At 41.3% G+C, this 25868-nt stretch carries 25 protein-coding genes; 14 read left to right on the top strand and 11 right to left on the bottom strand.

Annotation, left to right across the window (positions count from 1 at the left end; all coding sequences use genetic code 11):
* The first annotated feature begins 840 nt into the window (after positions 1-840).
* Genes AAV98_RS11485 through AAV98_RS11510 form a run of 6 tightly spaced genes read left to right on the top strand, consistent with a single transcriptional unit; the run spans position 841 to position 4982 of the window.
* Positions 841-1206, top strand: coding sequence for a YwqH-like family protein (locus AAV98_RS11485; RefSeq protein ID WP_060665705.1), 366 nt, complete (start codon positions 841-843; stop codon positions 1204-1206).
* 18 nt (positions 1207-1224) lie between these two features.
* Entirely contained in the window at positions 1225-1503 is a 279-nt protein-coding gene (locus tag AAV98_RS11490; RefSeq protein ID WP_060665706.1) for a YwqI/YxiC family protein, read from the top strand.
* A 16-nt stretch (positions 1504-1519) separates the two neighbouring features.
* Positions 1520-2962 carry a T7SS effector LXG polymorphic toxin gene (locus AAV98_RS11495; RefSeq protein ID WP_060665707.1) on the top strand — a complete coding sequence of 481 codons (1443 nt, stop codon included), beginning with the start codon at positions 1520-1522 and terminating at the stop codon, positions 2960-2962.
* A 46-nt stretch (positions 2963-3008) separates the two neighbouring features.
* Positions 3009-3722, top strand: a complete 714-nt coding sequence (locus AAV98_RS11500) for a hypothetical protein (protein WP_060665708.1) — start codon at positions 3009-3011, stop codon at positions 3720-3722.
* A gap of 18 nt (positions 3723-3740) precedes the next feature.
* Entirely contained in the window at positions 3741-4529 is a 789-nt protein-coding gene (locus AAV98_RS11505; RefSeq protein ID WP_060665709.1) for a hypothetical protein, read from the top strand.
* Between the two features lie 36 nt (positions 4530-4565).
* Entirely contained in the window at positions 4566-4982 is a 417-nt protein-coding gene (locus tag AAV98_RS11510) for a hypothetical protein (RefSeq protein ID WP_060665710.1), read from the top strand.
* 39 nt (positions 4983-5021) lie between these two features.
* Here the strand turns inward: AAV98_RS11510 and AAV98_RS11515 are convergent, their stop codons facing one another.
* Positions 5022-5642 carry a PH domain-containing protein gene (locus AAV98_RS11515; RefSeq protein WP_060665711.1) on the bottom strand — a complete coding sequence of 207 codons (621 nt, stop codon included), beginning with the start codon at positions 5640-5642 and terminating at the stop codon, positions 5022-5024.
* Complete coding sequence (locus tag AAV98_RS20270) at positions 5633-6178, bottom strand: hypothetical protein (RefSeq protein ID WP_156317746.1); 546 nt, start codon at positions 6176-6178, stop codon at positions 5633-5635. The genes AAV98_RS11515 and AAV98_RS20270 overlap by 10 nt, the downstream gene beginning before the upstream one ends.
* A 14-nt stretch (positions 6179-6192) precedes the next feature.
* Between AAV98_RS20270 and AAV98_RS11525 the strand changes: the two genes are divergently transcribed.
* The 3 genes from AAV98_RS11525 (at position 6193) to AAV98_RS11535 (ending at position 9726) form a co-directional block, all read left to right on the top strand.
* Positions 6193-7266, top strand: a complete 1074-nt coding sequence (locus AAV98_RS11525) for a Fe(3+) ABC transporter substrate-binding protein (protein ID WP_231687739.1) — start codon at positions 6193-6195, stop codon at positions 7264-7266.
* 142 nt (positions 7267-7408) lie between these two features.
* Positions 7409-9049, top strand: coding sequence for an ABC transporter permease (locus AAV98_RS11530; protein WP_060665713.1), 1641 nt, complete (start codon positions 7409-7411; stop codon positions 9047-9049).
* Positions 9049-9726 (top strand): ABC transporter ATP-binding protein, encoded by a 678-nt coding sequence (locus AAV98_RS11535; protein ID WP_060665714.1) that lies wholly within the window; start codon positions 9049-9051, stop codon positions 9724-9726. Before AAV98_RS11530 ends, AAV98_RS11535 begins: the two co-directional genes overlap by 1 nt.
* Positions 9727-10275: 549 nt before the next feature.
* On the opposite strand, the gene AAV98_RS11540 is transcribed toward AAV98_RS11535, so the two are convergent.
* The 4 genes from AAV98_RS11540 to AAV98_RS11555 form a co-directional block, all read right to left on the bottom strand.
* The gene (locus AAV98_RS11540) at positions 10276-11280 is read right to left on the bottom strand and encodes a FecCD family ABC transporter permease (RefSeq protein ID WP_060665715.1); all 1005 of its coding nucleotides are present in this window, start codon (positions 11278-11280) and stop codon (positions 10276-10278) included.
* Positions 11277-12290, bottom strand: a complete 1014-nt coding sequence (locus tag AAV98_RS11545; RefSeq protein ID WP_060665716.1) for a FecCD family ABC transporter permease — start codon at positions 12288-12290, stop codon at positions 11277-11279. The genes AAV98_RS11540 and AAV98_RS11545 overlap by 4 nt, the downstream gene beginning before the upstream one ends.
* 274 nt (positions 12291-12564) lie before the next feature.
* Entirely contained in the window at positions 12565-13497 is a 933-nt protein-coding gene (locus AAV98_RS11550) for an iron-hydroxamate ABC transporter substrate-binding protein (protein WP_060665717.1), read from the bottom strand.
* On the bottom strand, positions 13448-14293 hold the full coding sequence (locus AAV98_RS11555) for an ABC transporter ATP-binding protein (RefSeq protein ID WP_060665718.1): 846 nt from the start codon (positions 14291-14293) through the stop codon (positions 13448-13450). The genes AAV98_RS11550 and AAV98_RS11555 overlap by 50 nt, the downstream gene beginning before the upstream one ends.
* A gap of 228 nt (positions 14294-14521) precedes the next feature.
* On the opposite strand from AAV98_RS11555, the gene AAV98_RS11560 reads away from it, so the two are divergent.
* Positions 14522-15349: a glycosyltransferase family 2 protein gene (locus AAV98_RS11560; protein ID WP_231687740.1), complete on the top strand. Its 828-nt coding sequence runs from the start codon at positions 14522-14524 to the stop codon at positions 15347-15349.
* Positions 15350-15384: 35 nt separating this feature from the next.
* On the opposite strand, the gene AAV98_RS11565 is transcribed toward AAV98_RS11560, so the two are convergent.
* The 5 genes from AAV98_RS11565 to AAV98_RS11585 all read right to left on the bottom strand — a co-directional run bounded on the left by AAV98_RS11565 (position 15385) and on the right by AAV98_RS11585 (position 20200).
* A complete protein-coding gene (locus AAV98_RS11565) occupies positions 15385-16458 on the bottom strand; it encodes an ABC transporter substrate-binding protein (RefSeq protein ID WP_060665720.1) in 1074 nt (357 codons plus the stop codon).
* Positions 16455-17261, bottom strand: coding sequence for an ABC transporter permease (locus AAV98_RS11570; protein WP_060665721.1), 807 nt, complete (start codon positions 17259-17261; stop codon positions 16455-16457). The genes AAV98_RS11565 and AAV98_RS11570 overlap by 4 nt, the downstream gene beginning before the upstream one ends.
* A 1-nt stretch (position 17262) precedes the next feature.
* The gene (locus AAV98_RS11575) at positions 17263-18066 is read right to left on the bottom strand and encodes an ABC transporter permease (protein WP_060665722.1); all 804 of its coding nucleotides are present in this window, start codon (positions 18064-18066) and stop codon (positions 17263-17265) included.
* Positions 18056-19168, bottom strand: coding sequence for an ABC transporter ATP-binding protein (locus AAV98_RS11580; RefSeq protein WP_060665723.1), 1113 nt, complete (start codon positions 19166-19168; stop codon positions 18056-18058). Before AAV98_RS11580 ends, AAV98_RS11575 begins: the two co-directional genes overlap by 11 nt.
* A 324-nt stretch (positions 19169-19492) precedes the next feature.
* Positions 19493-20200 (bottom strand): pseudouridine synthase, encoded by a 708-nt coding sequence (locus tag AAV98_RS11585; RefSeq protein WP_060665724.1) that lies wholly within the window; start codon positions 20198-20200, stop codon positions 19493-19495.
* Between the two features lie 405 nt (positions 20201-20605).
* Here AAV98_RS11585 and AAV98_RS11590 point away from each other — a divergent pair, with 405 nt between their 5' ends.
* The 4 genes from AAV98_RS11590 to AAV98_RS11605 all read left to right on the top strand — a co-directional run bounded on the left by AAV98_RS11590 (position 20606) and on the right by AAV98_RS11605 (position 25842).
* On the top strand, positions 20606-21712 hold the full coding sequence (locus AAV98_RS11590; RefSeq protein WP_060665725.1) for a BMP family lipoprotein: 1107 nt from the start codon (positions 20606-20608) through the stop codon (positions 21710-21712).
* A gap of 570 nt (positions 21713-22282) precedes the next feature.
* On the top strand, positions 22283-23806 hold the full coding sequence (locus tag AAV98_RS11595; protein WP_060665726.1) for an ABC transporter ATP-binding protein: 1524 nt from the start codon (positions 22283-22285) through the stop codon (positions 23804-23806).
* Positions 23803-24888, top strand: a complete 1086-nt coding sequence (locus AAV98_RS11600) for an ABC transporter permease (RefSeq protein ID WP_060665727.1) — start codon at positions 23803-23805, stop codon at positions 24886-24888. Before AAV98_RS11595 ends, AAV98_RS11600 begins: the two co-directional genes overlap by 4 nt.
* Before the next feature lie 3 nt (positions 24889-24891).
* The gene (locus tag AAV98_RS11605) at positions 24892-25842 is read left to right on the top strand and encodes an ABC transporter permease (protein ID WP_060665728.1); all 951 of its coding nucleotides are present in this window, start codon (positions 24892-24894) and stop codon (positions 25840-25842) included.
* Positions 25843-25868: the final 26 nt, after the last annotated feature.

The raw sequence follows: 25868 nt of genomic DNA on the forward strand, positions 1-25868 counted from the left end.
TAGTAGAGAAAGCGTCTCTCCTCAAGCAGGTAAACAAAAGCTCAAACGGTAGTAGAGAGCGTGTTTCTCCGCCCGAAGCAGGTCGAAAAGAGCTCAAACGGTAGTAGAGAGCGCGTCTCTCCGCCCGAAGCAGGTAGCCAAATGCTCAAACGGTAGTAGAGAAAGCGTCTCTCCACCCCAAGCAGGTAAATAAAAGCCCAAATGGTAGTAGAGAGCGCGTTTCTCCGCCCTAAGCAGGTCGAAAAGAGCTCAAACGGTAGTAGAGAGCGCGTCTCTCCGCCCGAAAGCAGATAAACAAAAGCCCAAACGGTAGTAGAGAAAGCGTCTCTCTGCCCAAAGCAGGTAAACAAAAGCCCAAACGGTAGTAGAGAAACCGTCTCTCCGCCCGAAGCAGGTCGAAAAGAGCTCAAACGGTAGTAGAGAGCGCCTTTCTCCGCCCGAAAGCAGATAAACAAAAGCCCAAACGGTAGTAGAGAAAGCGTCTCTCCGCCCAAACCAGATAAATAAAAGCCCAAACGGTAAGAGAGACTCCCCATCAAATGCCTGCTCACCCAAAAAAGCCCCAAATCCATGTTTCATTTTCCAAATAATGTGCTATTAAATAACTAGTGCTTTTCGTCCGGTAGGGTGTATATCTACTTACTCTCATCAATCAAACCCCATTCACACAAATTAGTATAAATTACCCATCAGAAGCAACCCGAAAATAAACAGTTTTCATCATTTTGGTATTTTTCTTCCATGTTATAGTAAAAGGTATTGAGAAATAAACCAAACCCAATCAGCCTTTTACATAGAGGCTCACTATAAAATAAATACGATCCTTATGAGGTGATGAACATGTCGATCGCATATTACAATGCTCTGCTTAGGGAAAAGCAGCAGCATCTTCAGCGTCTCCAAGACTGTCAAAGTCAACTAAGAGGCAAACAACAGGAGTTTGCTAGTTTCAGAGCTTCTGTCACACGTCCTGAGCTTTCCTCGTTTACTTGGCAGGGGACACTTGCCAACCGATTTGAAGATATTCGTACAAATGGGATGCTTCATTATTATTCAGAAATGGAGCAAAGCCAATTCAGTGCGATCTTCTCAGGTATTGAAAATAAAATTCAACAACTTCTTCGTGAAATCAGTTCACTTAAACAGACCATTGCTTCATTAGAGTTGCAGCTTGCAGAAGAAAGGGCTGCCAGTCGATACAATTAAACCAATGGAGGTCTCCATATGAGTACAGAAATTAAGATAAAGAAAAGTGAGATAGAGCAGGCGTTATCACAAATAAAATCCTCCTCCGAAGCTCTTACATCCTCTTTCCCCTCTTCAATTGGAAGCGGTAACCGTTTAGATGTCGTCGATAAATTAAATGAAATAAACCGCACATTAGAACAGCTGACTGAAAACTATAAGGCCCTCTTGTTGCATAACGAAGAAATGACCAGACAGTCTGTAGAGCAGATGGTGGAAAAAGACCAACAGCTTTCCTCCAATATGCAGCTCCGGTAGCGGAAAGAGTGTCATAATGAAAACTCTTGAAATATCAACATTACAGTCTGGTGTGGAACAATTACTTACAAAATTGTCGCAACATAGAGAGCAAGTATCTCAGTTGGAATCTGCGGTTCAAAATTTCTCCTCTCTAGACGAGTCATTTAAAGGACAAGCTGGACAGTCCATACGCGGATTTTATCAGGATAGTCATCAACCTTTTCTTCAATTTTTCAAAGAAGTGATTGAAATGTATGAGTCTACTTTAAATGGGCTGAAAAATGAATTAAACGGTGTGGAACCGGCCACAAACGGCGTCATTAAAGAAGATTTCCTGCAGCATGATGTGGAGCAGGCAATGAACCAAGCAAGAGATTTCGTAATGGATCTGGCAGATGAAACCAATCAAAAGGTTCAAAGCATATCGGATATTGTATCTTTGCCGAGAATTCAAGATGCTTCTTTCCAAGGTCAGGTGCAAGCAGCAAGACAACATGTCGACAAAACGATAGAAAAATTGCACCAATTTGATCAAACACAAACTAGTGCCCTTGAACCGGTAGAGCAGAACCTTCAATTTATGAACCAGTATGTCCAGCAAGTACAAGGACTTTTTACAAACGGAAGTGTCTCCATCGACAGCTATAATCCGAACTTCTGCTATGCTCCCAAGTATCTTCAGAATGGTGGAAGCAGAGATCCTTACTATGGATTCTCAACAGATCCCCGCGTTGTCGCAAACGGGGTGGATGCATCAGATACGGGAAGGGATGTGCCGCTTGAGTGGGATCCAACCCCTACACTTGGTTTGAATTTTGATCAGTGGAGAGAAAAACCAACAAATGCAGCAACTAATTTTGTAATGACTTCTGCAGCAGCTTATAATGCTTCAAAAAATGTATATAAAGCTAAGCAAGGCTTCGGGGTACGACGGTCATATTATGTTACTGCCCAAGGAAAAACAAGAGTAAGAATTACCGTAGACAAACCCGAATTGTATGGCATTGATAAGAGGAATTACTCTGGTCACAATGCTACTAATAATCCAAGATTATTTAAACTTGTGGATGCAACGACTAATGTAAAAGAATCCTTTAAATGGGCAGGAAACAAGATTACTTACATTGGAATTGGGACAACTATAGCTGGTGATATTGTCCACGGGATGCAAAACAATCAGTCAGGCAGTGAGATAGCAGGAAATGTAACAGGAGATGTTGCAATAGCTGGCGCATCTATAGTTGCCTCGGCTGCGGCAGGAGCTAAAGTAGGAGCAATTGTGGGTGTTGCTGGTGGTCCTGTTGGCTTTGCTGTGGGAACAGTTGTAGGCGCTGCTGTAGGGATATTTGTGTCTTCAGTGCTTGATGATTATAAATTTATGGATTTTGATAAGGACGGGAAAAATGATTCAATAGGAGATGCAATTAAAAAAGGAACAACAGGAATTATAGACAAAGTGGGGTCATGGTTTAATTAATAAATTTTTTGTATAAAAGGTATCTCAATATGAAAGGATGTACCCCTTGAAGAATGACATAGATTCTATCACCACATCGTATTTAAGGTTGCAAACACCCAAGGAAAACCGAAGTAATATTATCGTTTTCCTTCTAATTTTTCTTGATTTAATCGCTTTTTTTCCAATCTTAGCTGTACCTTTTAATAAGGGTTTTCTATTAGCTGCCCTGATACCTACAATCTTTATACATATCTGGGCATGTCTTTACATAATAGCTCCATATAAATATGAACGTTCTTATTATTTGTTCTTTGGTGTATATGGAATAATAAACTCCTATGTACTTTTCCTTTCCATACAAAAAATTCTATACTCAATTATAGGTGTAGAGGGTTATTTTCCTTTTATTCTTGGTTTGATTTTGCTTATAGCCTTACTCTTAGTAATGAACATTATTAATATAAAGGTACTATACAGCGGTACCTATGCAAGGCTACAGAATATGGAGTATAACCATAACACTTCTCCATATCTGACTGCAGCTGGAATAGGCTATGTACTCTCACAGTTGTTTCTGACCCTTGTTTATGATAATTCTATTAAAATGCTTTTTTACATTTTTTTGTTGTCGTTCTTTTCAATAGTAACTGCATATTTCTCTATTTTTATTCACAGATACATTTTTATACTTAAAAACTATGAAACTGTAAAAAAAGTGAACCCGGAATTTGGACTTCCGAAAGCTCAGCGAAAAACGTATCAAAAGAAGAAAAAATAATCAAGGGGGAATAGCTTCATGAACTGGACCCTGACAATAAAAGACCTCTATCTATTAGCCAAAATGCTCGGAGCAAAAGTCCTTGTTGGCATTCCTAATCCATTCCTTAGACAACGCGAGGAGGACATGGAGCAGGAATGGGAGGCTACGTTCAAGAAGCTGCACAAAATGGAGCTGGTTGACCTTGTGGATGGTGAGTTGAAGTTTGAAGAAAATTTCATCCAGACACTGTGGGTGATGGCAAGGTCCAATATGATTACTGAAGTGTTGACCAATCATTCAACTCAAAGTCTATTTTATTTTAGTGAAGACAGGGTGGTGGAAGTGACTAAAGGCACCGAAAAGGAATATGAGCTTCAAAGCCACCCTGCCCCTGACTGGACTTGGAAACAAGTAATCATTCCACGGATGCTGATGGGGGTGGAGAATATTCCAGCCCGTCAGAGGAAAAGTCTCTACCTTACACCAGAGGAATACACCATCTATTGTGGGACCATGAAAGTTGAAAATAAGGACGAGCTATCGGAAAGGCATGCTCTAACATTAGAAGATTCCTTCATAAAGCAATTTGAGCTTGCCATTCAAAGAAAAAAATATACCAACCGGCTTATGACCTTTTACCGTGAAGACGAGCAGTGGAGAGTGGAAGGGATGCATTTGTTAACCTCTCCTTCTTCCAACTGGACTTTAAGGATGGTCCAAAAGAACGGAAAGGAAATGCTTGAGACAAAGCAGTCTCAGGGACAGGCACTTATGGAGGAAATACTGGGTGTTGTCCAGCGGGTAAAAACAAAACAGCCTTCCTAGCATGCAATGATAAAAACAGAAAGGTGGAGGGTGTACATGTTTAAAAAAAAAAGGAAATATGAAGATTACGCTGTTGCCATTTTGGTAGAAAATGAATTATCGCAAGTGGAGTATGACAAGCTTGCCGAGCCCTTCAGTGACGAGATAGGTGTTGGGGTTGTCAGTGAAATTAAAGTCGGTCATTACGTAAAGGAATGGGAAGTATTGCAAAGAAAGTTCCCTGAACAACAACCTTCTTCGTTTCCGCGTTTTGTAATTCTAAGAGTTCATGAAGATAAAGTGAATCAGGCGATAAAAGAGATGGAGCGGAAGAACTGGTGGGACTGGCTGTTTAATGCAATCCATCCAGATGAGTATATGATAGCAGAGGATAAGATCATGTATGATTACGAAAACGCGGAATTTTATACCGATAAGTTTGAAGAGGCTGTTGCGTATTTGAATAATAAATAAAAAAGCAAGGCCCGTCTTGGGCCTTGCTTTTTAAATACTCTATGAAACCCTCTCCCGCCTAACCAACCTCTCCCTTTTCCTTTTAAACCAGTTATAAAACTCCCCGGCTTCCTCTTTTGAGACTCCGTTCAGTTCACTAATATGAAGCGGGTTTGCACGGTTTTGAAAGTACAAGGTTGCAATCCCGAACCGGCGTTGCAACCAGGAGTGTTCTACGGAAACTTGTTGTATACGGTTGTAGTGGGTGATAAATGTTTCGTTGGTGAGTCCGCCTTTTCGGATCTGGACAGTGTTCCCTTGGCGAAGGTAGCTGGTGAAAAGATAATCCAGCACACGTGTTATCAGTGAGATAGCAAAGACGACGCCCGCAGCCCAGAGCCACTCTCTTTTAAATAAGAAAAGACCGACAGCTGCAATGATCGTAAAGTAGTATGGCACCAAGAGCTTGTACCACAGCACTTTGATTGGAAAACGTTCCATTTTCTCTTGAATGGGATAGTGAGGTAATAGCGTTTCCAACAGCAAGTAGGCTTTTTGCTTTGGCATGAAAGGGAAGAGGGAGCTTGTTTCTTGCTCTTCTGTTTTCATTTCACCAACACTGATGAGCTTAACTGAAGCTAGTCCGAGCAGGCGTTTTAAGAGAGATTGCTCTACCACCACTGCTTGTACTTTCTCTTTGGAAATAGCAAAGCTGTTTGTGCTTCCGACACCTTTTTTATATAGATACGCTCAGTGTCATCACTAATTTCGTAGTTTCCATACTTCACGGTTGTCTGCAAATAGCCGATGCCCACAGAGATGACCATGGCCAGTACAAAAAGAATAATCAACATCCACCAGTGCAGAAGCAAATAGTCAAAAGCGCCTTCCGCAGTGTCCTCAATAATAAAGTAATCGGCAAGATTGAAATAGATGGTGGTTAGCAACGGAAAGATGGCCAGAAAGCTTAACGATGTTTGTTGCAGGCAAAAGGGGTAAAAGATGTACGTAATATGCTTGGAGGATATGCAAGGTGGCAGAAGGATCTTAAATAGAATAGATGAAGGTGAAGTCAGAAAAGTAGTTGCGCCTTTATACGTTTCACGTGGAACACAAATAAATTTTGAGAAAATGTTCAAAATAGTATTGACTTGAAAATGATTATCATTACAATAGTTAGTGAGAGTGATTATCATTTCTAATGAAATTACATACATAGGGAGTGTACATAGTGAAAAAGTTTACTGTCATTTTAAGTATGATGCTAGCTTTAATGTTAGCTTTAACAGGCTGTGTGAGCAGCACCAATAACAATGGGGCAGAGAACAAAGAAGAAGCAACGAACGAGCAAGGAGAAGTTGTCAACCTATACACTAGCCGTCACTACGAAGCGGACCAAGAGCTTTACAAAAAGTTTGAAGAAGAAACAGGCATAAAAGTGAACGTGGTAGAAGGCAAAGGCGACGAGCTTATGGAACGCTTAAACATTGAAGGGGAAGCTACAGAAGCAGATGTATTTATTACTTCAGATGCTGGTAACCTTCATCAGGCAAAAGAAGCTGAATTACTTCAAGCGGTTGAGAGTGATGTCCTAGCTGAAAATGTCCCAGAAAAATTACGTGATGTTGACAATCATTGGTTTGGTTTAACAAAGCGTGCGCGTGTTATCGTATATGATAAAGAGCGTGTAAGCCCAGAAGAACTTTCGACATATGAGGCTTTGGCTGAACCAGAATGGAAAGACCGTGTAGTTATCAGAACATCTGAGAATATGTACAACATGTCTCTTTTAGCATCTTTTATTGACATCATGGGTAAAGACGAAGCAAAAGCATGGGCACAAGGAATTGCAGATAACATGGCTCGTGACCCTGAAGGTGGAGACCGTGACCAAGCGAAGGCTGTTGCAGCAGGAGAAGCGGATGTTGCGATCATGAACACGTACTATCTTGGTGGTATGTTAAATGGAACAGATGAAGAAGAGAAAAAAGTTGCAGAAAGTGTTGGCGTATTCTTCCCCAACCAAGAAACAACTGGTGCACATATTAACATTAGTGGTGCTGGTGTGACAAAGCATGCGAAAAATAAAGAAAATGCAATTAAGTTCATCGAGTTCTTAAGCAGCGAAGAGGCACAAGGTCAATTTGCGGAAGCTAACTCCGAATACCCTGTAAATGAGAAAGTAGAACCTTCTGAGCTATTAAAATCTTGGGGTGAATTTAAAGAGCAAGATATCAACCTTTCTAAGTTAGGTGAAAACCAACAAGAGGCGATTCGCATCTTCAATGAAGTTGGTTGGAAATAAGTAAATATGAACAAACCTTGAACCGAAGCATACTAGATAGTGCTTCGGTTCTATTTATTTGGAATCTTTTGTTCCATTTGAGAATGATTTTCGTTATAATTTAGAATGGAGAAACAAAGAGGCAACGAAGGATGTGTCATCTGTGAACAGGTTCCATTGGTCAAGGGTACATCATAAAGGATGGGCGCTTGCAAGTCTTCTTTTTATAGCGATTATATTAATTCCCAATTTACTCATAGCTGTTGAATTTTTTACAGAAGGAAACGACAACTGGCATCATATACGAGAATATTTATTAAAGGATTATGTACAAAATTCCGCAGTGATTATTATTTTTACTGCACTGGCAACCATGTTGATTGGCACAAGCCTTGCGTGGTTGATTACTATTTATCAGTTTCCAATGAGAAACTTTCTAAAATGGGCGTTGATCCTTCCATTGGCTATACCGCCATACATTGCGGCTTATACGTTTCACGGTATCCTAAACTATACAGGTGTCGTACAAACCACCTTACGTAACGTGTTTGATATACAGGTGAATCAGGCTTACTTCGATATCATGAGTATGCAAGGGGCTATCTTCATTTTTACGGTCACCTTGTTTCCTTACGTTTATGCGATTACGAGGAGCTTTTTTCAGAACCTGTCAGCGTCGGTACTCGAGAATGCGAGATTGCTAGGCGGAAACGATGTGGATACGTTCTTCCGAGTAGCTTTGCCGATTTCAAGAGCGGCAATCGTAGGAAGTGTGACCCTAGTTATTTTAGAAGTGCTAAATGATTATGGTGTTACAAGTTATTTTGGCATTCAGACGGTCAGTACGGCCATATTTCGTACTTGGTATGGGATGATGGATCTTGATTCTGCTTTGAAGCTAGCAGGAACTCTAATGGTGTTGGTAATGGTTGTTCTAATGTTTGAAAGAGTGGTGAGGGGAAGAAAGAAATTCTTTGATCCCTCCTCAAAGGTTCGTCCCATTCAGCCGAAGAAGCTTACTGGAGCAAAAGCTTGGGGTGTATTCGCTTATTGTTTCGGAGTGTTTACCATTGCATTTATCATACCTTTGCTACAGCTGTTGAGCTGGGCATTTATGACGTATGAAAAAGTATTTAACGCAGAATTTATCATACTTGCAAAAAACTCCGTGTTTGTAGCTTCTATTGCTTCTCTTATTATTATATTGGTGGCACTTATTATATCTAACTACACAAGGTTGCAATCAGGTCTGTTGACTAAGTTTATCTCTAGAGTGACAACACTCGGATACTCCATTCCCGGAGCTGCGATCGCAATTGCGGTCATTACAATATTTATTTCATTAGATCAGTATATTGTGACGTTCCTTGCGCAATTTAATTTAAAACCTGAGTTTGTGCTGCGAACAACTTTGATTATGTTGATCTTTGCTTATGTGATACGATTCCTTGCTATTGGTTTTAATAACATTGAGGCGGGGTTCGAAAAAGTGGGTAACAGGTATTCGGAAACTTCTAGGATGCTAGGTGCGTCAACGTTTAGGACGTTCTTTTTGGTAGACCTTCCGTTGTTACGTGGTGCCATCGCCAGCGGCTTCATCTTAGTTTTTGTGGATATATTAAAAGAATTACCGTTAACCTTGTTTTTGCAACCATTTAATTTTTCAACCCTTGCGACACAAGCTTTCAAATATGCAAATGATGAACGCGTGCAGGAAGCTTCCATTGCTTCCCTGATGATCATCTTCATAAGTGCATTATGTATCTTTATTTTTCACCGTGTGCTTGATAAGGAGGCAAACTAATGTTTATCCAGATCCGAGACTTGCAGTTCCAATATAAAAATACAAAAAAGAATACACTCGATCGAATTCAGGTGGATATTGACCGTGGAGAGATTATATCTATTCTTGGAAAAAGTGGAAGTGGGAAGAGTACGTTGCTACGTATCATCGCTGGGCTTGAAAATCCAACCTTAGGAAGCATGAAAATAAATGGAGAAGTAATGTTTGATCCAAGGAACTTCATTGTCCCGGAAAAACGTGGTATCGGGGTCGTGTTCCAGGACTACGCGTTGTTTCCGCATATGACTGTAGCCCAAAACATTAAGTACGGATTGCGAAAAATGAACCGGAAGCAAAAGCAGGAGCGACTAGAAGAAATGCTTAGCTTGATTAACTTGGCTGATTACGGGCATCGTTATCCATATGAGCTTAGTGGAGGACAGCAGCAGCGTGTAGCCTTGGCTCGAGCGTTGGCACCGGCACCGTCTCTATTGTTGCTCGATGAGCCGTTTAGTAATCTGGATGCGCATCTTCAGGAAAAAATTCGCGACGAGTTAAAAGAAATCCTGAAGAAAACAGGCATCACCTCCATTTTCGTCACCCACGACTTTGCAGACGCCAAAGCCATTGCCGACCGGATATTATACATTGATGAGGGGCAACTGGTGAATAGAGCCTGTGACTTGGTGATGAGTTAAAGGGGTAAAGAGGGGTCTGACCCTCAGCGCTTTAAAGCACTGAGGGTCAGACCCCTTTTTTTCGTCTCAACGCCCGAAACAACTTTGCAGTGGTGAAAACGGTAGTAGAGAGGTCGTCTCAAGGACTGAATAGACTTCGCAGTAGTGAAAACGGTAGTAGAGAGGTCGTCTCAAGGACTGAATAGACTTCGCAGTAGTGAAAACGGTAGTAGAGAGGCCGTCTCAACGCCCAAAACAACTTCACAGTAGTGAAAACGGTAGTAGAGAGGCCGTCTCAACGCCCGAAACAACTTCGCAGTGGTGAAAACGGTAGTAGAGAGGCCGTCTCAACGCCCGAAACAACTTCGCATTAGAGAAAACGGTAGTAGAGAGGCCGTCTCAACGCCCGAAAACAACTTCGCATTAGAGAAAACGGTAGTAGAGAGGTCGTCTCAACGCCCGAAACAACTTCACAGGAGCCAAAAAGGCAACATAGAGTCCTAATCAACACCCAAACACCTCCACAGCAGTCCAAACGGTAACACAGAGCCCCCTTATATCTTCCCAACCTCACTTCTTCAACAACAAATACATAAAATAAGGTGCTCCAATCAACGCGACCATGATACCTGCTGGAATCCCGATGTCAATCAGATTTCGTCCCATCGTGTCCGCAAACAATAACAACCATCCCCCAATTAAGACTGCTACAGGGAGGAACAGTTGGTTTCTAAGACCAACCAGTGATTTGGCTATATGTGGAGCCATCAATCCAACAAAAGCAATCCCACCGGTCACAGAGACCGCAGAAGCGGCCAATGCTACAGCCGTCAACAACAAAATCATGCGTTCTTTTTCAAGAGATACCCCAACCCCAATTGCCACAGGCTCACTCATGCCAAGCAAATTCAAACGGTTGGCTTTATACAACGTAAAAGGAACCAATACAAGTAACCAAGGCAACAAAGCTAGTATAAATGGCCAGTCTGTGCCCCAAATGTTACCTGCCAGCCACTTGGCGATGAAATCCACTTTTACACGCTCAGCAGAGGAAATCAAGATGATCATCATACCGGATAGTGCCATGGAAAACCCTACTCCGACCAACACCAGACGGACAGGCTGCAACCCGCCATTTCGCTGATAAGAGAACAGATAAATCAACATAGCCGTAATAAGCGCCCCCAAAAATGCAACCGCCGGTAACATATAGACAAAGGAACCAACGTTAATAGGAACATACAAGAAGAAAATAGAAATAGCCACACCGGCCCCTGCATTTATTCCAATAATTCCTGGGTCCGCCAAGTCGTTACGGGTAACTCCCTGAAGAATCGCACCAGATAATGCAAGCGCCATGCCGGCAAGGAGTGTGATGACAATTCGTGGAAGCCTGATAGAAAACAAAACAAACTCCTCTTTAAAGCTCCCTTGACCTAGTATGGTTGGTATTAACCTGTCGAAGGACAGAGATGCTGGTCCTACACCGATACCAACAACAATGGTAGTCACGATAAGCAAAGATAAAAGAGCTACAATAATACGTTGTTTACGAATAATAGACGGATGGATCATGAGAATGCTTTCCCTCCTTTACGGACAATAACAAGGAAGAAGGGGAGACCGACCATTGCTACGATTGCTGCGACCGGCGTTTCAAAAGGAGCGTTTATGGTGCGTCCCAGAGTATCAGCAAAAAGCATGAAGGTAGCGCCTACTATCGCGGACATCGGCAGGATAAAACGGTAATCCGTTCCCACGATGGCGCGGACAATATGAGGGACCATTAGTCCAATAAATGCCATGTTTCCAACAAGTGCAACAGAAGCACCAGTCAATAATATAATCACAACAAACAATACCGCTTTTACCGCTGCAATTTTCTGCCCCAACCCGACCGCAACTTCCTCACTGAGACTAAGAATGGTCAGTTGTCTGGATAGGTAAAGAGCCACAAGCAAGCCAACAGTAATTAATGGAATAATCAACTGCAATTGACCCCATGTCGTCCCGATAATTCCCCCTGCAGTCCACATAGAGACATCTCGTGACAGTTTAAAGGCCAACGCAATCCCTTCCGCTATGGCGAATAGAAAGGCAGAAACGGCGGAACCTGCAAGGACGATCCGAAGAGGGGAAAATCCGCCTTTTTTCATGGCGCCTAAACCAAACACCATAATAGCCCCTACTGCGGCTCCAATAAAACAAGCAATGGTAATGCCATAGTAATTAATAGAAGGCAAGAATGCCAGTGTGATAGCAAGTGCAGCATTCGCTCCAGCTGTTAAACCAAGCAGTCCTGGGTCTGCAAGAGGGTTCCTTGTCATCCCTTGCATAATGGCACCTGCAACCGATAACCCAGCTCCAACAAAAATTGCAGCAACCTCACGTGGTAGCCTTATTTCGCGGATGATCAGGATGTTATCTCCACTTGTTCCTGGTGAAGTTAAAGCCAACCATACATCTCTAATGGTTGTATCAGCTGCACCAAACACCATAGCAGCAAAAAACACCGCCCAAAAGACGATGACTGCCCCAATAAATTTTATTGTAAAAGGAATGCTCCGTTCCAACGTAATCTTCATGTGCCTCATCTTTTCTATATTAGAATGGGAGTTTTATGTTATGTAAAAAATGGTGAATTTCAGTGAAAGGCGCGCAGACTCCTCGAAATTGCTAACGGATTTTCTTCATGCGATGAAAAGCTCCCGAAACCTTCCTTGTCCTGAGGGAGGCTCCCGAACTTCCCGCCGAAAACGAAGCGCCACGAACGGAGATCAACTGGTTCAAGCAAAAACAATGGTGTAACAATACAATAAGAGGGACCTTCTATTAAAAGAAGCATCCCTCCAAAATGTCTTAGTTTCCTAAAAAGCTATTTTTAAAGAATTCCAACTGAAAGTCAAGGGAAATTGGGTCGTTAAAATAGAATTCTTTTGCATCCGCTTCAAAAACCTGTCCATTCTTCACAGCAGGAATATTTTTATAAGTATCTGTTTCCTGGAAAGAAGTATCTCCATCAGAATTCTTACTGAATACAACAAAATCCCCAGCAAACTCAGGTAACACTTCAAAGGAAAGCATATAATACCCAGCTTCTAACGCTTCTTCCTTCACTTTCTCAGGCATTTTCAATTTCATTTCTTGATAAAGAATCTCTGTCCCGCGTCCCCAGTTGTCCCCGAACACGTATAGGTCTTTGTCAAAGTTCTCAATAACGGAGACAGTCGCATCTTCACCAATCTTAGCACGAATCTCTTCTCCTGCTTCTTGCGCGCGAGACTTAAAGTCATCCACCCAATTTTGAGCTTCTTCTTCTTTGTTCAATAGTTTTCCAACTTCCACGTGCTGTGTAAGATAGTCAACTTTTCCATATGTATATGCGACAGTTGGTGCAATTTCGCTTAACTGCTCCAGATTGTTTGTGTTGGAGGCAGCGATAATTAAGTCTGGTTCTAATTCAATAATCTTCTCTAAATCCTGATCGGTAATCTCTTCTGCATTTTTAAGGTACTCCTGGTAACGCGGATTTGCCATTGCCCAAGAATCCGTCCCAACAATATTTGTTCCAAGTGCCATAACATTTCCAGCTACAAAAGAATTTAATACTACGACTCTTTGTGGATCTGCAGGTACTTCTATTGCTCCTGTTTCTGCTTCATACGTAATCGTTTCAGAAGAAGAAGCATTGGAACTATCAGTATTATTATTACTAGCATTATTATTGGTATTTCCGCAGGCACTAACGACCAGCAATAGTAGGAATACGAATGGAATCATTAATTTTTTCATCTTGGTTGTCTCCTTTAAGTAAGTTATAAGTTAAGCACATAGGCTTATTTGTTCTTGGATCTCTCCCAATATCAGCATCAATATGAAAGACTTTCTTTAATACTTCCGTTGTAATTACTTCTTCGCAATTACCAGACTTGATGATGGTACCGTCTTTTAAAGCAATCAGGTAATCAGCAAATCTTGCAGCTTGGTTTAAATCGTGCAGGACCATGATAATGGTTCTTTCTTGCTCCCGATTGAGGCGCTGCAACAATTCGAGCACTTCTAGTTGGTGTGCCATGTCTAGATAGGTGGTAGGCTCATCTAGGAAAATGATTTCTGTTTCCTGTGCAAGGGCCATGGCAATCCAAACACGTTGACGTTGACCACCAGAAAGAGCATCAACCGGGCGATATTTAAACTCGGTTGTTCCGGTCACTTCTAGTGCCCAATCTATGACTTCATAATCCTTTTTGGTCAGTCTTCCAAATCCCTTTTGATAGGGGAAACGACCGTAAGAAACCAGTTCGCCAACGGTTAATCCGCTTACACTTTCAGGTGTCTGAGGCAGAATCGCCATTTTTTTTGCCAGTGATTTGGTGTTTTCTTTGGCAATCTCTTGTCCATCGAGCAGGATAGCTCCAGATTGGTGGGAGATAATTCTGGTGATGGCTTTTAAGAGGGTGGATTTTCCGCAGCCGTTAGAACCAATAATCGTCGTGATCTGTTTATCTGGTATTTCTATGGATAAATCTTTTATGATTAAGCGTTCACCATAGCCTATGCTCAGGTCCTTTGTATGTAGGCGAACCATTATGTAACCTCCAGTTTAAAGTAAGTTCACATTATTGATAATGATTATCAATTTCGTTACAAGTATTACTATAAGACTATTAGAGTGCGATGTCAACGGCTAATTGAGAAAGATAATCAATAAGAAGCAATTCCCATTCTTAACGTAAAGAGTTGTTAGTCGTCATAAGAATGAAAAAAGAATATAATGATTAGGTTAAAAGAACTATTATTTTGGGAGTTGAGATTTTTGTTGCCACTAGTATCAATCATCATCCCTACCTATAACCGATTAACAATGCTTTCCGAGTTAATGGAAGCTCTCGTTCTGCAAACAAGAAAAGATTTTGAGGTTATCGTAGTTAATGACGGAGGGGAAAGAGTGGATAGTCTAAAAGAATACTATCCAGAATTAGATCTTACCGTTATAGATTTGACGGAGAATGTAAAGCACGTTCAGGCTAGGAATATCGGGGTTTCCTTTGCAAAAGGGGAATACATCATGCTCATAGATGATGACGATCTGATTGTCCCCACCCATCTGGAAACAATGATAGAAAAGATAGAAGATGTTGATTTGGTCTATTCGGATGTGGAAATTGTGCAGTATGTCAAAAAGAATGGCATTCGGGAAGCGGCAAGCAGGCACCTTTTCGCCTACGAGCTTGACTTACCAGCGATGAGGAGATTTTCTACATTTGTACCGTCCGGCAGCCTTTATAGAAGCTATCTTCATGATCGAATTGGAAAGTTTGATCCTGAAATGAAGAATTATTGGGATTGGGACTTTTTCTTAAGGGTGTGTGAGAAGTTCAGAGTAGCAAGATCAGCCATAGCCGGTGTACTTTATGATTTTTCTGAAGAAAACAGTAACCAATCCAAAGATTTAGATAGTATGAGATTTTATTTGGACCGTTTGTCAGAAAAGCATAGTCTAGGGCATCTTCCAACGAAAAATTTCTGGCTCTTGCTCAATGAGCCCCAAGTGAAAAAGAGGGAGGCTCCAAGTAAGATTATATGGAACGGAATGCCGTTTATCTCTAGAATGCATCGATTAGGAAGGCTAGAAGAAGTATAAAAAAAGGAAAGGAATTGAGTTCCTTTCCTACTAAATTATTTACCATGCATCTTAAACTCTAAAAACAGTTCGTTATAATAAGCTAGATTTCTTTTCCCAAGGTTCTCATACACTTCAAGTTTCTCTGTAAGCTCTGGTGGCGGATAGAAACGTTCATCACCTGTTAGCTCTTCATCTAGAAGTGGTATGGCGGCCTTGTTTGGCGTAGAGTAACTTACATACTCTGTGTTTTTTGCTGCTACTTCCGCATCTAACATAAAGTTGATAAACTGGTGGGCAGCTTCGACATTCTTGGCAGTCTTCGGGATGACCATGTTATCAAACCACAAGTTCGAACCTTCGACGGGAACCACATATTCTAGTTCTTCGTTTTCCCACATTATTTCAGCAGCAACTCCTGACCACACGAGTCCAATCGCTGCTTCTTCATTTTCAATCAACATTCTGTTCTCATCCCCGACGATGGCTTTGATGTTAGGAGTAAGCGTATCAAGCTTGTTTTTTGCCTCAAGCAAGTGCTCTTTATTTGTGTCGTTCAAAGAATAGCCTAAACTGTTAAGGGCCATCCCCATCACTTCCCGGGCACCGTCTATCAGGAGGATTTCATTTTTAAGATCTTCATCCCAAAGATCATTCCAGCTTGTAATTTCTATCCCATCTAACATAGATGGATTGTAAACAATACCGACCGTTCCCCAAAAATAAGGGACAGAGTATTTGTTTTTTGGATCAAAAGGTAAATCCATAAATCGCTCGTCAATGTTCCCTAGATTTGGAAGTTTAGAATGATTTAGTGGGATAAGCAGATCTTCATTAATCATTTTATCAATCATATATTCTGATGGAATGGCAATGTCATAGGTGGTTCCACCTTGTTCTATCTTTGTTTTCATCGCTTCGTTTGAGTCAAACGTTTCATAAATAACTTTCACACCAGTTTCTTTTTCAAATTGCTCAATTACATCCATATTGATATAGTCGCCCCAGTTGTAAATCGTCAACGTGTTTCCACCAGAGTATCCTTGAGCAGAGTTCAATTCTGTGATGGCGTACCAGAGGACTGCTGACGCCATTACAATCGCAACCATGAACTGAATAAGTTTTTTCATCGTCTAACCCCCATTCCAGTAGGCTTATTGCGCACCGTGATGAAGTAGTAAACAATCACAAGAACTATGGTAAACAAGAAAAGTAAGGTGGAAAGTGCATTAATGTTCAGCGCTATTCCACGACGTGCAAGGGAGTATATTTCAACAGAAAGGGTGGTGAAACCATTCCCTGTTACAAAGAATGTCACAACGAAATCGTCTAAAGAATATGTCAGGGCCATAAAGAAACCGGCAAATATCCCAGGTGTGATATACGGCAGAACAACCTTTCTCATCACATCCCAGCGGCTTGCCCCTAAATCATGGGCCGCATCAATTAAGGTTGGGCTCATTTCCAAGAGCTTCGGCAAAACCATCAATACGACAATAGGTACACAAAAGGCAATATGCGATAACAGAACAGAGTACATGCCAAGTTTGATGCCAGCCATGGTAAAAAGAATGAGGAAAGAGGCACCGATAATCACGTCTGGACTGACAATTAAAACATTATTTAAAGATAATAATGTGCTTTTTGTTTTCCTGTTTTTAAAAGAATAAATGGCGATTGCTCCCAGCACACCGATAATGGTTGAAATTAAGGCGGAAAGTAAAGCAATCAATAATGTGTTCAATACGATAATCAGCAGGCGCGTATCAGCAAACAGTTCTTTATACCAATCCAATGTAAAGCTTTCAAAATCATACATTGTTCCTCCGCTGTTGAATGAGTAAAACACGAGGAAGAAAATAGGTAGATAAAGAATTGCAAAAATCAACACGAGAAACAACGTTGATAACGGAGATGTTTTTCTATTACCCATGTTAAATTCCTCGCTTTCTGTTGCTTGTCAATTTCATGAATAGGAACATGATGATAATTAAAAAGACGGCAATGGTCGACCCCATTCCCCAGTCCTGTGTAACAAGGAAATGTTGTTCGATCGCTGTTCCAAGAGTGATAACCCTGTTACCGGCTATTAATCTTGTCAGCATGAATAGAGATAACGCCGGGATGAAAACAATCTGACATCCGACTTTTACTCCGTCCAGCGTAAGAGGTAACGTGACCCTCCAAAACGTTGTAAAACGGGAGGCACCTAGGTCATTGGCAGCATCTATCAGGGTCGGATTCAATTCATTTAATGCGTTAAAAATAGGCAAGATCATGAACGGAATAAATATATAAACGGAAACAAAAACAAAGCTAAAGTCTGTAAATAATAGTTGCTGCGAACCAATCCCGATGACGTCCAAGAAACTGTTGGCGATTCCGTAAGTACCGAAGATACCCAAGAACGCATAAGCTTTAAGGAGCAAATTAATCCAAGAAGGGACAATAAGCAACAATAACCACAAATATTTGTGTCGGGTTTTGGTTAACAACAATGCCGTTGGATAGGCAATCAAAAGTGTTATGGCGGTTATAAGGAATGCATACCAGAATGAACTAAGCGTCATTTTTAAATAGACCGGAGTAAAGAACTTTTGATAATTTTCCAGTGACAGGTTCCCCTCAATATTGAAAAAAGAATAGTAGAGAACTAGTAGTATCGGGGCTATGACAAATAACGCAATCCAAAGAGCATAAGGGATAAAGTAAAGATTTTTTGTAACTCTATTTTCCATGACTCTCTCCGCTCGCATGGGAATAGGCTTCTAGACGTCTATCAAAATCCTCTTCCGATTCCCCAAGGCGCATGACATGAATAGCCTCCGGATCAAAATACAGTCCAATTTGATCCCCGACAGAAGCCTTTTTAGTTGAATGAACAAGCCACTCATTTCCTTCGTGGTCATAGCTGCTTATCTCATAATGAACGCCACGGAACAGTTGAGAATCCACTCGTACCTGAAGTTTTCCTTCTGAGGGTGTGGTGATGGCCAAATCCTCCGGTCGGATAACAATGTCCACCAATTCGTCATCTTTTAGTCCCTTGTCTACACATTCAAATTGCTTGCCGGCGAATTCCACAAGGAAATCCTTGATCATTCGTCCTTCTACAATATTGGATTCACCGATAAAGTCTGCCACAAATCGGTTGATCGGCTCATCATATATATCAGTTGGCGTCCCGCTTTGAATAATTTGGCCTTCATTAAGGACGAATATTTCATCTGACATCGCAAGCGCTTCTTCCTGATCATGCGTAACAAAAATGAATGTGATGCCAAGACGCTGTTGAAGCTCTCTTAATTCATACTGCATTTCCGTGCGCAGTTTAAGATCGAGTGCAGATAGTGGTTCATCTAATAGAATAACTTCCGGTTCATTAACGATCGCACGGGCAATCGCTACCCGTTGGCGTTGACCGCCCGACATTTCTCTTATTTCACGAGACTCAAAGCCTTTAAGGTTTACGAAACTAAGAGCTTCCTTTACTTTCTTTTCAATATCGTCCTTTTTCAACTTTTTAATTTTCAACCCAAATGCGACATTTTCAAATACATTTAGGTGAGGGAAAAGAGCATAGTCTTGAAAAACCGTGTTTACCTGGCGTTTGTTGGCAGGTACATTGTTTATTTTTTTTCCATTAAAATAAATGTCCCCCGCCGTTGCCTCTGTAAAGCCGGCAATCAAGCGAAGGATAGTCGTCTTCCCGCAGCCAGAAGGGCCGAGCAGGGTATAAAACTTCCCGCGTTCTATTTCAAAACTAACATCGTTAAGCACAGCAGGATCTTGGTCAAACTGCTTGCGTACATCTTTAAATTGAATAATTACGTTAGTCATAGCAACCTCCCCAAATATAAGATTCTAATATATGATTTCTGTAAAGTAACATTTAGCTGGTGATTGGAACGAAAGGCGAAGATTCCGGCGGGAGGTAGAGTTAGGTGAAAACCCCCAAGCGTTGTGAGGAGGCTCCCAGCTCCCCGCGGATAGTGAAGCCTGGCGCGGAAATCAAAAGCGGTAATTAACAGAACCTAAAGTATTGTATATCTCAAAGCATAATAATTCATGATTCGGGACAATTATACAGGAATTGCCTGAAAAAACAATATAAAAAATGCCCGTCTCCCAACCAATTTATGGTCGGCGAGACAAGCAGCTTCTTCACCATTCCTTAGGCTCATAATTCAATTCAGCAAACAACTGGCGTTTTTCCTTTTTGCTAAGGTCGCGCCACTGTCCCATCGGAAGATTTCCAAGCTCTATATTCATAATTCGTGTGCGCTGCAGCCTTAACACTTCATAACCAAGCTCTGCACACATACGTCGGATTTGACGGTTTAATCCTTGTGTCAAAATAATCTTAAAATCAAATTTTGATAACTGTTCAACATCACATGGGAGTGTCTTTGTACCTAGTATCTTAACACCCTCAGACATCTGTTTCACGAAATCCGATGTGATCGGTTTATCGACAGAAACAATATACTCTTTTTCATGCTTGTTTTCTGGGCGCAAAATTTCATTGATGATATCACCGTCGTTTGTTAGTAGAATCAAACCTTCCGATTCCTTATCAAGACGCCCGATATGAGAAAGACGTAACGGATGGTTCACTAAGTCTATGATATTTCCCTTCACTTTCTTTTCGGAGGTGCTAGTTATACCGATTGGCTTGTTCAACGCAATATAAACATTATTTCTAGCAATCCGTATTAGTTGTCCGTTAACCAATACCTCGTCTCCAGGGTTTACCTGACCACCGATCTTGGCAACCTTCCCGTTGATTTTCACTCTACCTTCTTCAATCAATTTATCTGCTCCGCGCCTCGAAGCAACCCCAGAGTCACTAATAAATTTATTTATTCTCATTCTCGTACACGTCCTTATATGAAAAAATGAACTCACTCTTATATAGGAAGAAGTGAGGAATAATCCTTTATATGTACCCTATCATACAATAAACCAAGGACCGCTTACAAATAAAGGGGGAACCAGTAGATGCGTGAAGATTTTGAGTGATGCTTTAACGCTTTAACGGGGAGCGGGTCAGACCCCTTTTAACACTCCTTTTATGTAATTTCTACCATTCAAAATAGTAGAAACCTAGTATTTATCTGCAAATTTTCGACATTTTTCTCTTCTAGGTATTTTTATTCATGAAAATATGTTCATCTTTGAAAAACATATATTGAAATATTAGAAGTTTACGAATATAGTTAGTATAGTAAGGGTTTTCACTTTACTATAAATTTTTAATTTTGGGGGAATTACAAAATGAAAAAGGGTTTAATTGCAACGATCGTCACAGTTTTAACTACGATGATCTTTCTAGTAGGTTGCGGAACTGACAACAATGGCAGCTCTGACTCTGCTTCTGGCGATGGCAGCGGTTCTGACTTAATGGTCGGAATGGTGACGGACGCTGGAACGATTGATGACAAATCTTTTAATGAAGGAACTTGGACAGGTATCCTTCAAGCTAAAGAAGACTTCGGCATTACAGAGAAATACTTAAAGCCAGCCGGAACTACAGAAGCTGACTACATGCAAGAAATTACAAACTTATATGATGCAGACTTTAAATTTATTGTTACTCCTGGATTTAAATTTGAAACAGCGGTATTCCAAGCACAAAGCCAATATGAAGATGCAAAATTCGTTCTAATCGATGGATCTCCACATAAAGGTGACTTTAACCCTGTTGTAGGTGAAAACACAGTATCTATCTTCTTCGCTGAGCACGAAGCTGGATTCTTAGCTGGTATTGCTACGGCTCTTGAATTAAAAGAAGGCGAAGCTGGTTTCATCGGTGGTATGGAAATTCCTCCAGTTCAAAAGTTTAACTGGGGCTTCCAACAAGGTGTTGCGTATGCTAATGAAAACCTAGATACAAATGTAAGCATTAAAGCAGAAAACGTTGTGTACCAAGGTACATTTGATGATGTAGCTGCAGGTCAGCAAATTGCTGGAGCAATGTTTGACCGTGGCGTAAATGTAATCTTCGCAGCAGCGGGTGGAGTTGGCGTTGGGGCAATCAACGAAGCGAAAACTCGTGTAGCAGGTGGAGACGATGTATGGATGGTCGGAGTAGACGTTGACCAATACGAAGAAGGAAAAATGGACAACGGCGAATCTGTTATCCTAACTTCTGCAATGAAGAAAATTGACACAGCTGCTGCTGATATGATCAAAGCAGAAATCGATGGAAAATTCCCAGGCGGAGAAACACTTATTTTTGATGCGAAAAACGACGGTGTAGGTCTTCCTGAAGAAAATCCAAACTTAAGTGATGAAACTTCTACTAAGGTAGATGAGATCTTTGAATTAATCAAATCTGGTGAAGTAGAAGTATCTGCTGAACAAGGCGAATTGATCAAGTAATACGTGCAGTACCTGCGTAATGATCTAAAGCAAACTTGTTTGCTAGATTCAGATTGATAAAGTAAAGGCGGGGTGACCCGCCTTTTTTAATGCAAATGTAAGAGGTTAGTTGTCTGTCCTCTTGGGATAAATAAACTGTTTTGGCAAAGTTTGTTGGAGTTTATAGAGTGTTGGATATTAGTGGATTGGAGTGGAAGCCACTTGACTCCTGCGGGAGATAGAGGGAAACGAGAGACCCCGGGCAAAGCAAGGCCACTGAAAAACTGATATAATATAGTATTTTTGTATTTTCGAGCTGTGGATTGGAGCAATAGGCGTAGACTCCTGAGGGAGATAGCGCTAGGTGGAGACCCCGCAGGCTTGCCGAGGAGGCTCCAGCAGCGCCCCTAGGAAAGCGAAGCCAATTGCGGAAATCCACAGCGACGTTTAAACAATACCTAGATTCAAAGACTTTTTCAGTGGCCTTAGCAAAGCCGAGGAAAGCAAGTGGCTGCAACGAAAAGAAACGGGACAGCTTATAAACGGCAACCTTTGCGAAAAAACCAAAAACAAAAAAGGGAGAATCACTCTATGGACTATGTAGTGGAGATGCTCAATATCCGGAAAGAGTTTACTGGAATAGTTGCCAATGATGATATTACACTTCGTCTGAAGCAAGGGGAAATTCACGCCCTTCTTGGAGAAAATGGTGCCGGGAAATCAACACTGATGGCTATTTTGTTCGGTATGTATCAACCGGATAGAGGATCTATAAAAATTAATGGCAAGGAAACGAAAATTTCCAATCCTAATGTTGCGACAAAACTCGGTATCGGGATGGTCCACCAACACTTCAAGCTGGTCAGTAACTTTACGGTAACAGAAAACATCATGCTTGGTTCTGAATTGCATAAAATGTATGTGCTTGATAAGAAAACGGCCAGCAAAAGAATTGAAGATTTGTCTAAAAAATATGGCTTGAATGTAGATCCACATGCCAAAATTGAAGACATTTCAGTCGGCATGCAACAGCGTGTTGAAATTCTAAAAATGCTATATCGTCAAGCGGACGTTCTTATTTTGGACGAACCTACCGCGGTTCTTACCCCTCAAGAAATTGAGGAACTCGGTAAGATTATGAAGAACCTTATCGCAGAAGGTAAATCCATCATTATTATCACGCACAAATTAAAAGAAATTAAGGCGATGGCAGACAGGTGTACGGTTATCAGAAGAGGAAAGACAATTGGCACGGTTAATGTAGCGGAAACGTCTAAAGAACAAATGGCTGAAATGATGGTCGGACGAGAAGTAAACTTTAAGGTCGACAAGACAGAAGCAACTCCAAGTGACGTCGTATTAAAAATGGATAATGTTTCGGTAAAGAAGGGCAAGGATGTAGTTGCTCTTAAGAACATGTCTTTAGAGCTGAAAAAAGGTGAAATTCTCGGAATTGCAGGGGTAGACGGCAATGGTCAGGCTGAAATTGTGGAAAGCATCACTGGATTGAAACAAGCGGACTCCGGGACCATCCTTTTTGAAGGAAAAGACATTACCAAAATGCCGGTTCGTTCAAGAATCGCAAGCGGGATTGCACACATACCAGAAGACCGTCATAAGCATGGACTTGTTTTAGATTATACGATTGAGGAGAACATGGTGCTTGAGCTTTATCATAAAGAGCCATTCTCCAAGCGTGGCGTACTCAATTTTGCTGCGATTAAAAAACATGCAGATAACATTATTAACAGCTTTGATGTACGTTCAGGTGAAGGCGGGAAGTCCATTGCCAGGTCCCTTTCAGGTGGTAACCAGCAAAAAGCGGTAATTGGACGTGAAATTGAACTAGACCCTACATTGTTAATTGCCGTTCAGCCGACGCGCGGACTGGATGTTGGTTCTATTGAATATATCCACAAAAGACTAGTGGAACAGCGTGATAAAGGGAAAGCTGTTTTACTTGTGTCCTTAGAATTAGATGAAGTATTAAATGTTTCAGATCGCATCGCCGTTGTGAACAATGGCCAACTAGTTGGAATCGTGAATGCAAAGGAAACAAACGAGAACGAACTTGGACTAATGATGGCTGGCGTGATGAAGGGGGAAGAAGAATGAGAAATGGCATAATCTCGTTACTTGCTGTCCTTTTCGGTTTGATTGCAGGTGCGATATTGATGGCAGTCACAGGAAACAATCCTGTAGAAGGATATAAATATTTATTTGAAGGCGGTTTAAAAAATCTGTCCAGAATCGGAAATACGCTAGCAACAGCTACGCCACTCATTTTCACAGGTTTATCAGTTGCTTTTGCATTCCGTACAGGCTTGTTTAATATAGGAGCAGCAGGGCAAATGCTCTTCGGTGGTTTTTGTGCCGTTGCTGTCGGATTGACTTTTGATGTGTCCAGACCGCTTTTATTAGTATTGATGGTCGTGGCTGGTTTTATCGGAGGGGCACTTTGGGCTTTTATTCCTGGTCTATTAAAGGCAAAGTTCAACGTACATGAAGTAGTTTCAACCATTATGATGAACTGGATTGCCTACTGGACAGTATACTATGCGGTTCCTGCCTACTTTAAAGGCGAGTTTTTGGAAACAGAATCTAAAAAGCTACCAGAATCGGCATCTTTACGTACACCAATTTTAACAGAAATGTTTGATGGGTCTTATATTAATCTAGGTTTATTTATTGCAACAATTGCAGTAATCATCTTCTCCTTTATTATCAATAAAACCACGCTTGGTTATGAGTTAAAGGCAGTAGGATTTAACCGTGATTCAGCAGAATATGCAGGGATAGCAGTTAACAGAAGTATTGTGACTTCCATGGTCATTGCCGGTGGTTTGGCTGGTTTAGGGGGAGTGGCATTCTATGCTGGAAATGCAACAAGCATTCAAATTGGTATTCTCCCAACCCAAGGTTTTGATGGAATTGCCGTGGCACTTCTTGGAGCAAACACGGGTATAGGGGTATTACTTGCGGCTGTTTTCTTCGGACTTCTTTATTCCGGTCGAGGTTTTATGAATGCCATGACGGATATTCCGCCAGAGATTGCAGATTCCATTATCGCTATCATTATCTATTTTGCCGCAACAAGCATTCTAATAGATCGCATGATTCGCTTTTTTATCAATAAAAAGAAAAATAGACAACCGGTAGCAACTCAAAACAATGTTCAGAAGAAGGAGGAGGTATAAGGTATGTGGACAGTGATTCAACAGATAGCACCGTACGCAATCATCTTCACTATCCCTCTTTTGATCACAGCGTTAGGAGCTTTATTCAGTGAGCGAAGTGGAGTTGTTAACATTGGTTTAGAAGGATTAATGGTCATAGGGGCATTTACAGGAGCCCTTGTCATTTTGAACATGCAGGAAATGATGCCTGGTCAGCAAAAGGCAATCTGGATTGGGCTAGCTCTTGCTACTGTGATGGGATTATTATTCTCCCTTCTTCACGCGTTTGCAAGTATTAATCTTCATGCCAACCAGATTATCAGTGGGACAGCCATTAATATGATTGCTGCCGCTATTACCGTCTTCTTGGCTCGAAATATTACAGGTAGCGGAAACATTCAAATTAGCACATTAAAACCTTTTAATGTTCCATTTTTATCAGATATACCAGTAATCGGCAGTCTGCTATTTACTAGAACTTATGCAACGACTTGGCTCGTTCTTGCCATTTTGCTAATTAGTGCATTCATGCTGTACAAAACACCTTTCGGACTTCGTCTTCGTTCTTGCGGTGAGCATCCACATGCAGCAGAAGCAGCAGGAATCAGTGTAAGTAAGATGCGTTATATAGGGGTAATGATCTCAGGGGCTTTCTCTGGTTTAGGAGGAGCGGTTTTCATCGTAACAACTGGTGGAGAATTCAACGGAACGGTTGCAGGACTTGGATTCTTAGCACTTGCGTCCTTGATTTTCGGACAGTGGAAGCCACTTGGTATCCTGGCGGCAACTCTGTTCTTCGGTTTTGCGACTACGGTGGCGAACGTTTCACAGGTAATTCCTTCTTTGGCTGTCATCCCGCCAGTATTCTTGAAGGTATTTCCTTACGTTGTGACGTTAATTGCGTTAATCGTGTTTTCTAAATCCTCTCAAGCTCCAAAAGCAGTGGGAGAACCATTTGATTCTGGAAAACGATAAGACATCTAGACACGCTCTCTTTTATG

It is taken from the genome of Bacillus sp. CHD6a, assembly GCF_001293645.1.
GTDB lineage: Bacteria > Bacillota > Bacilli > Bacillales > Bacillaceae_I > Sutcliffiella_A.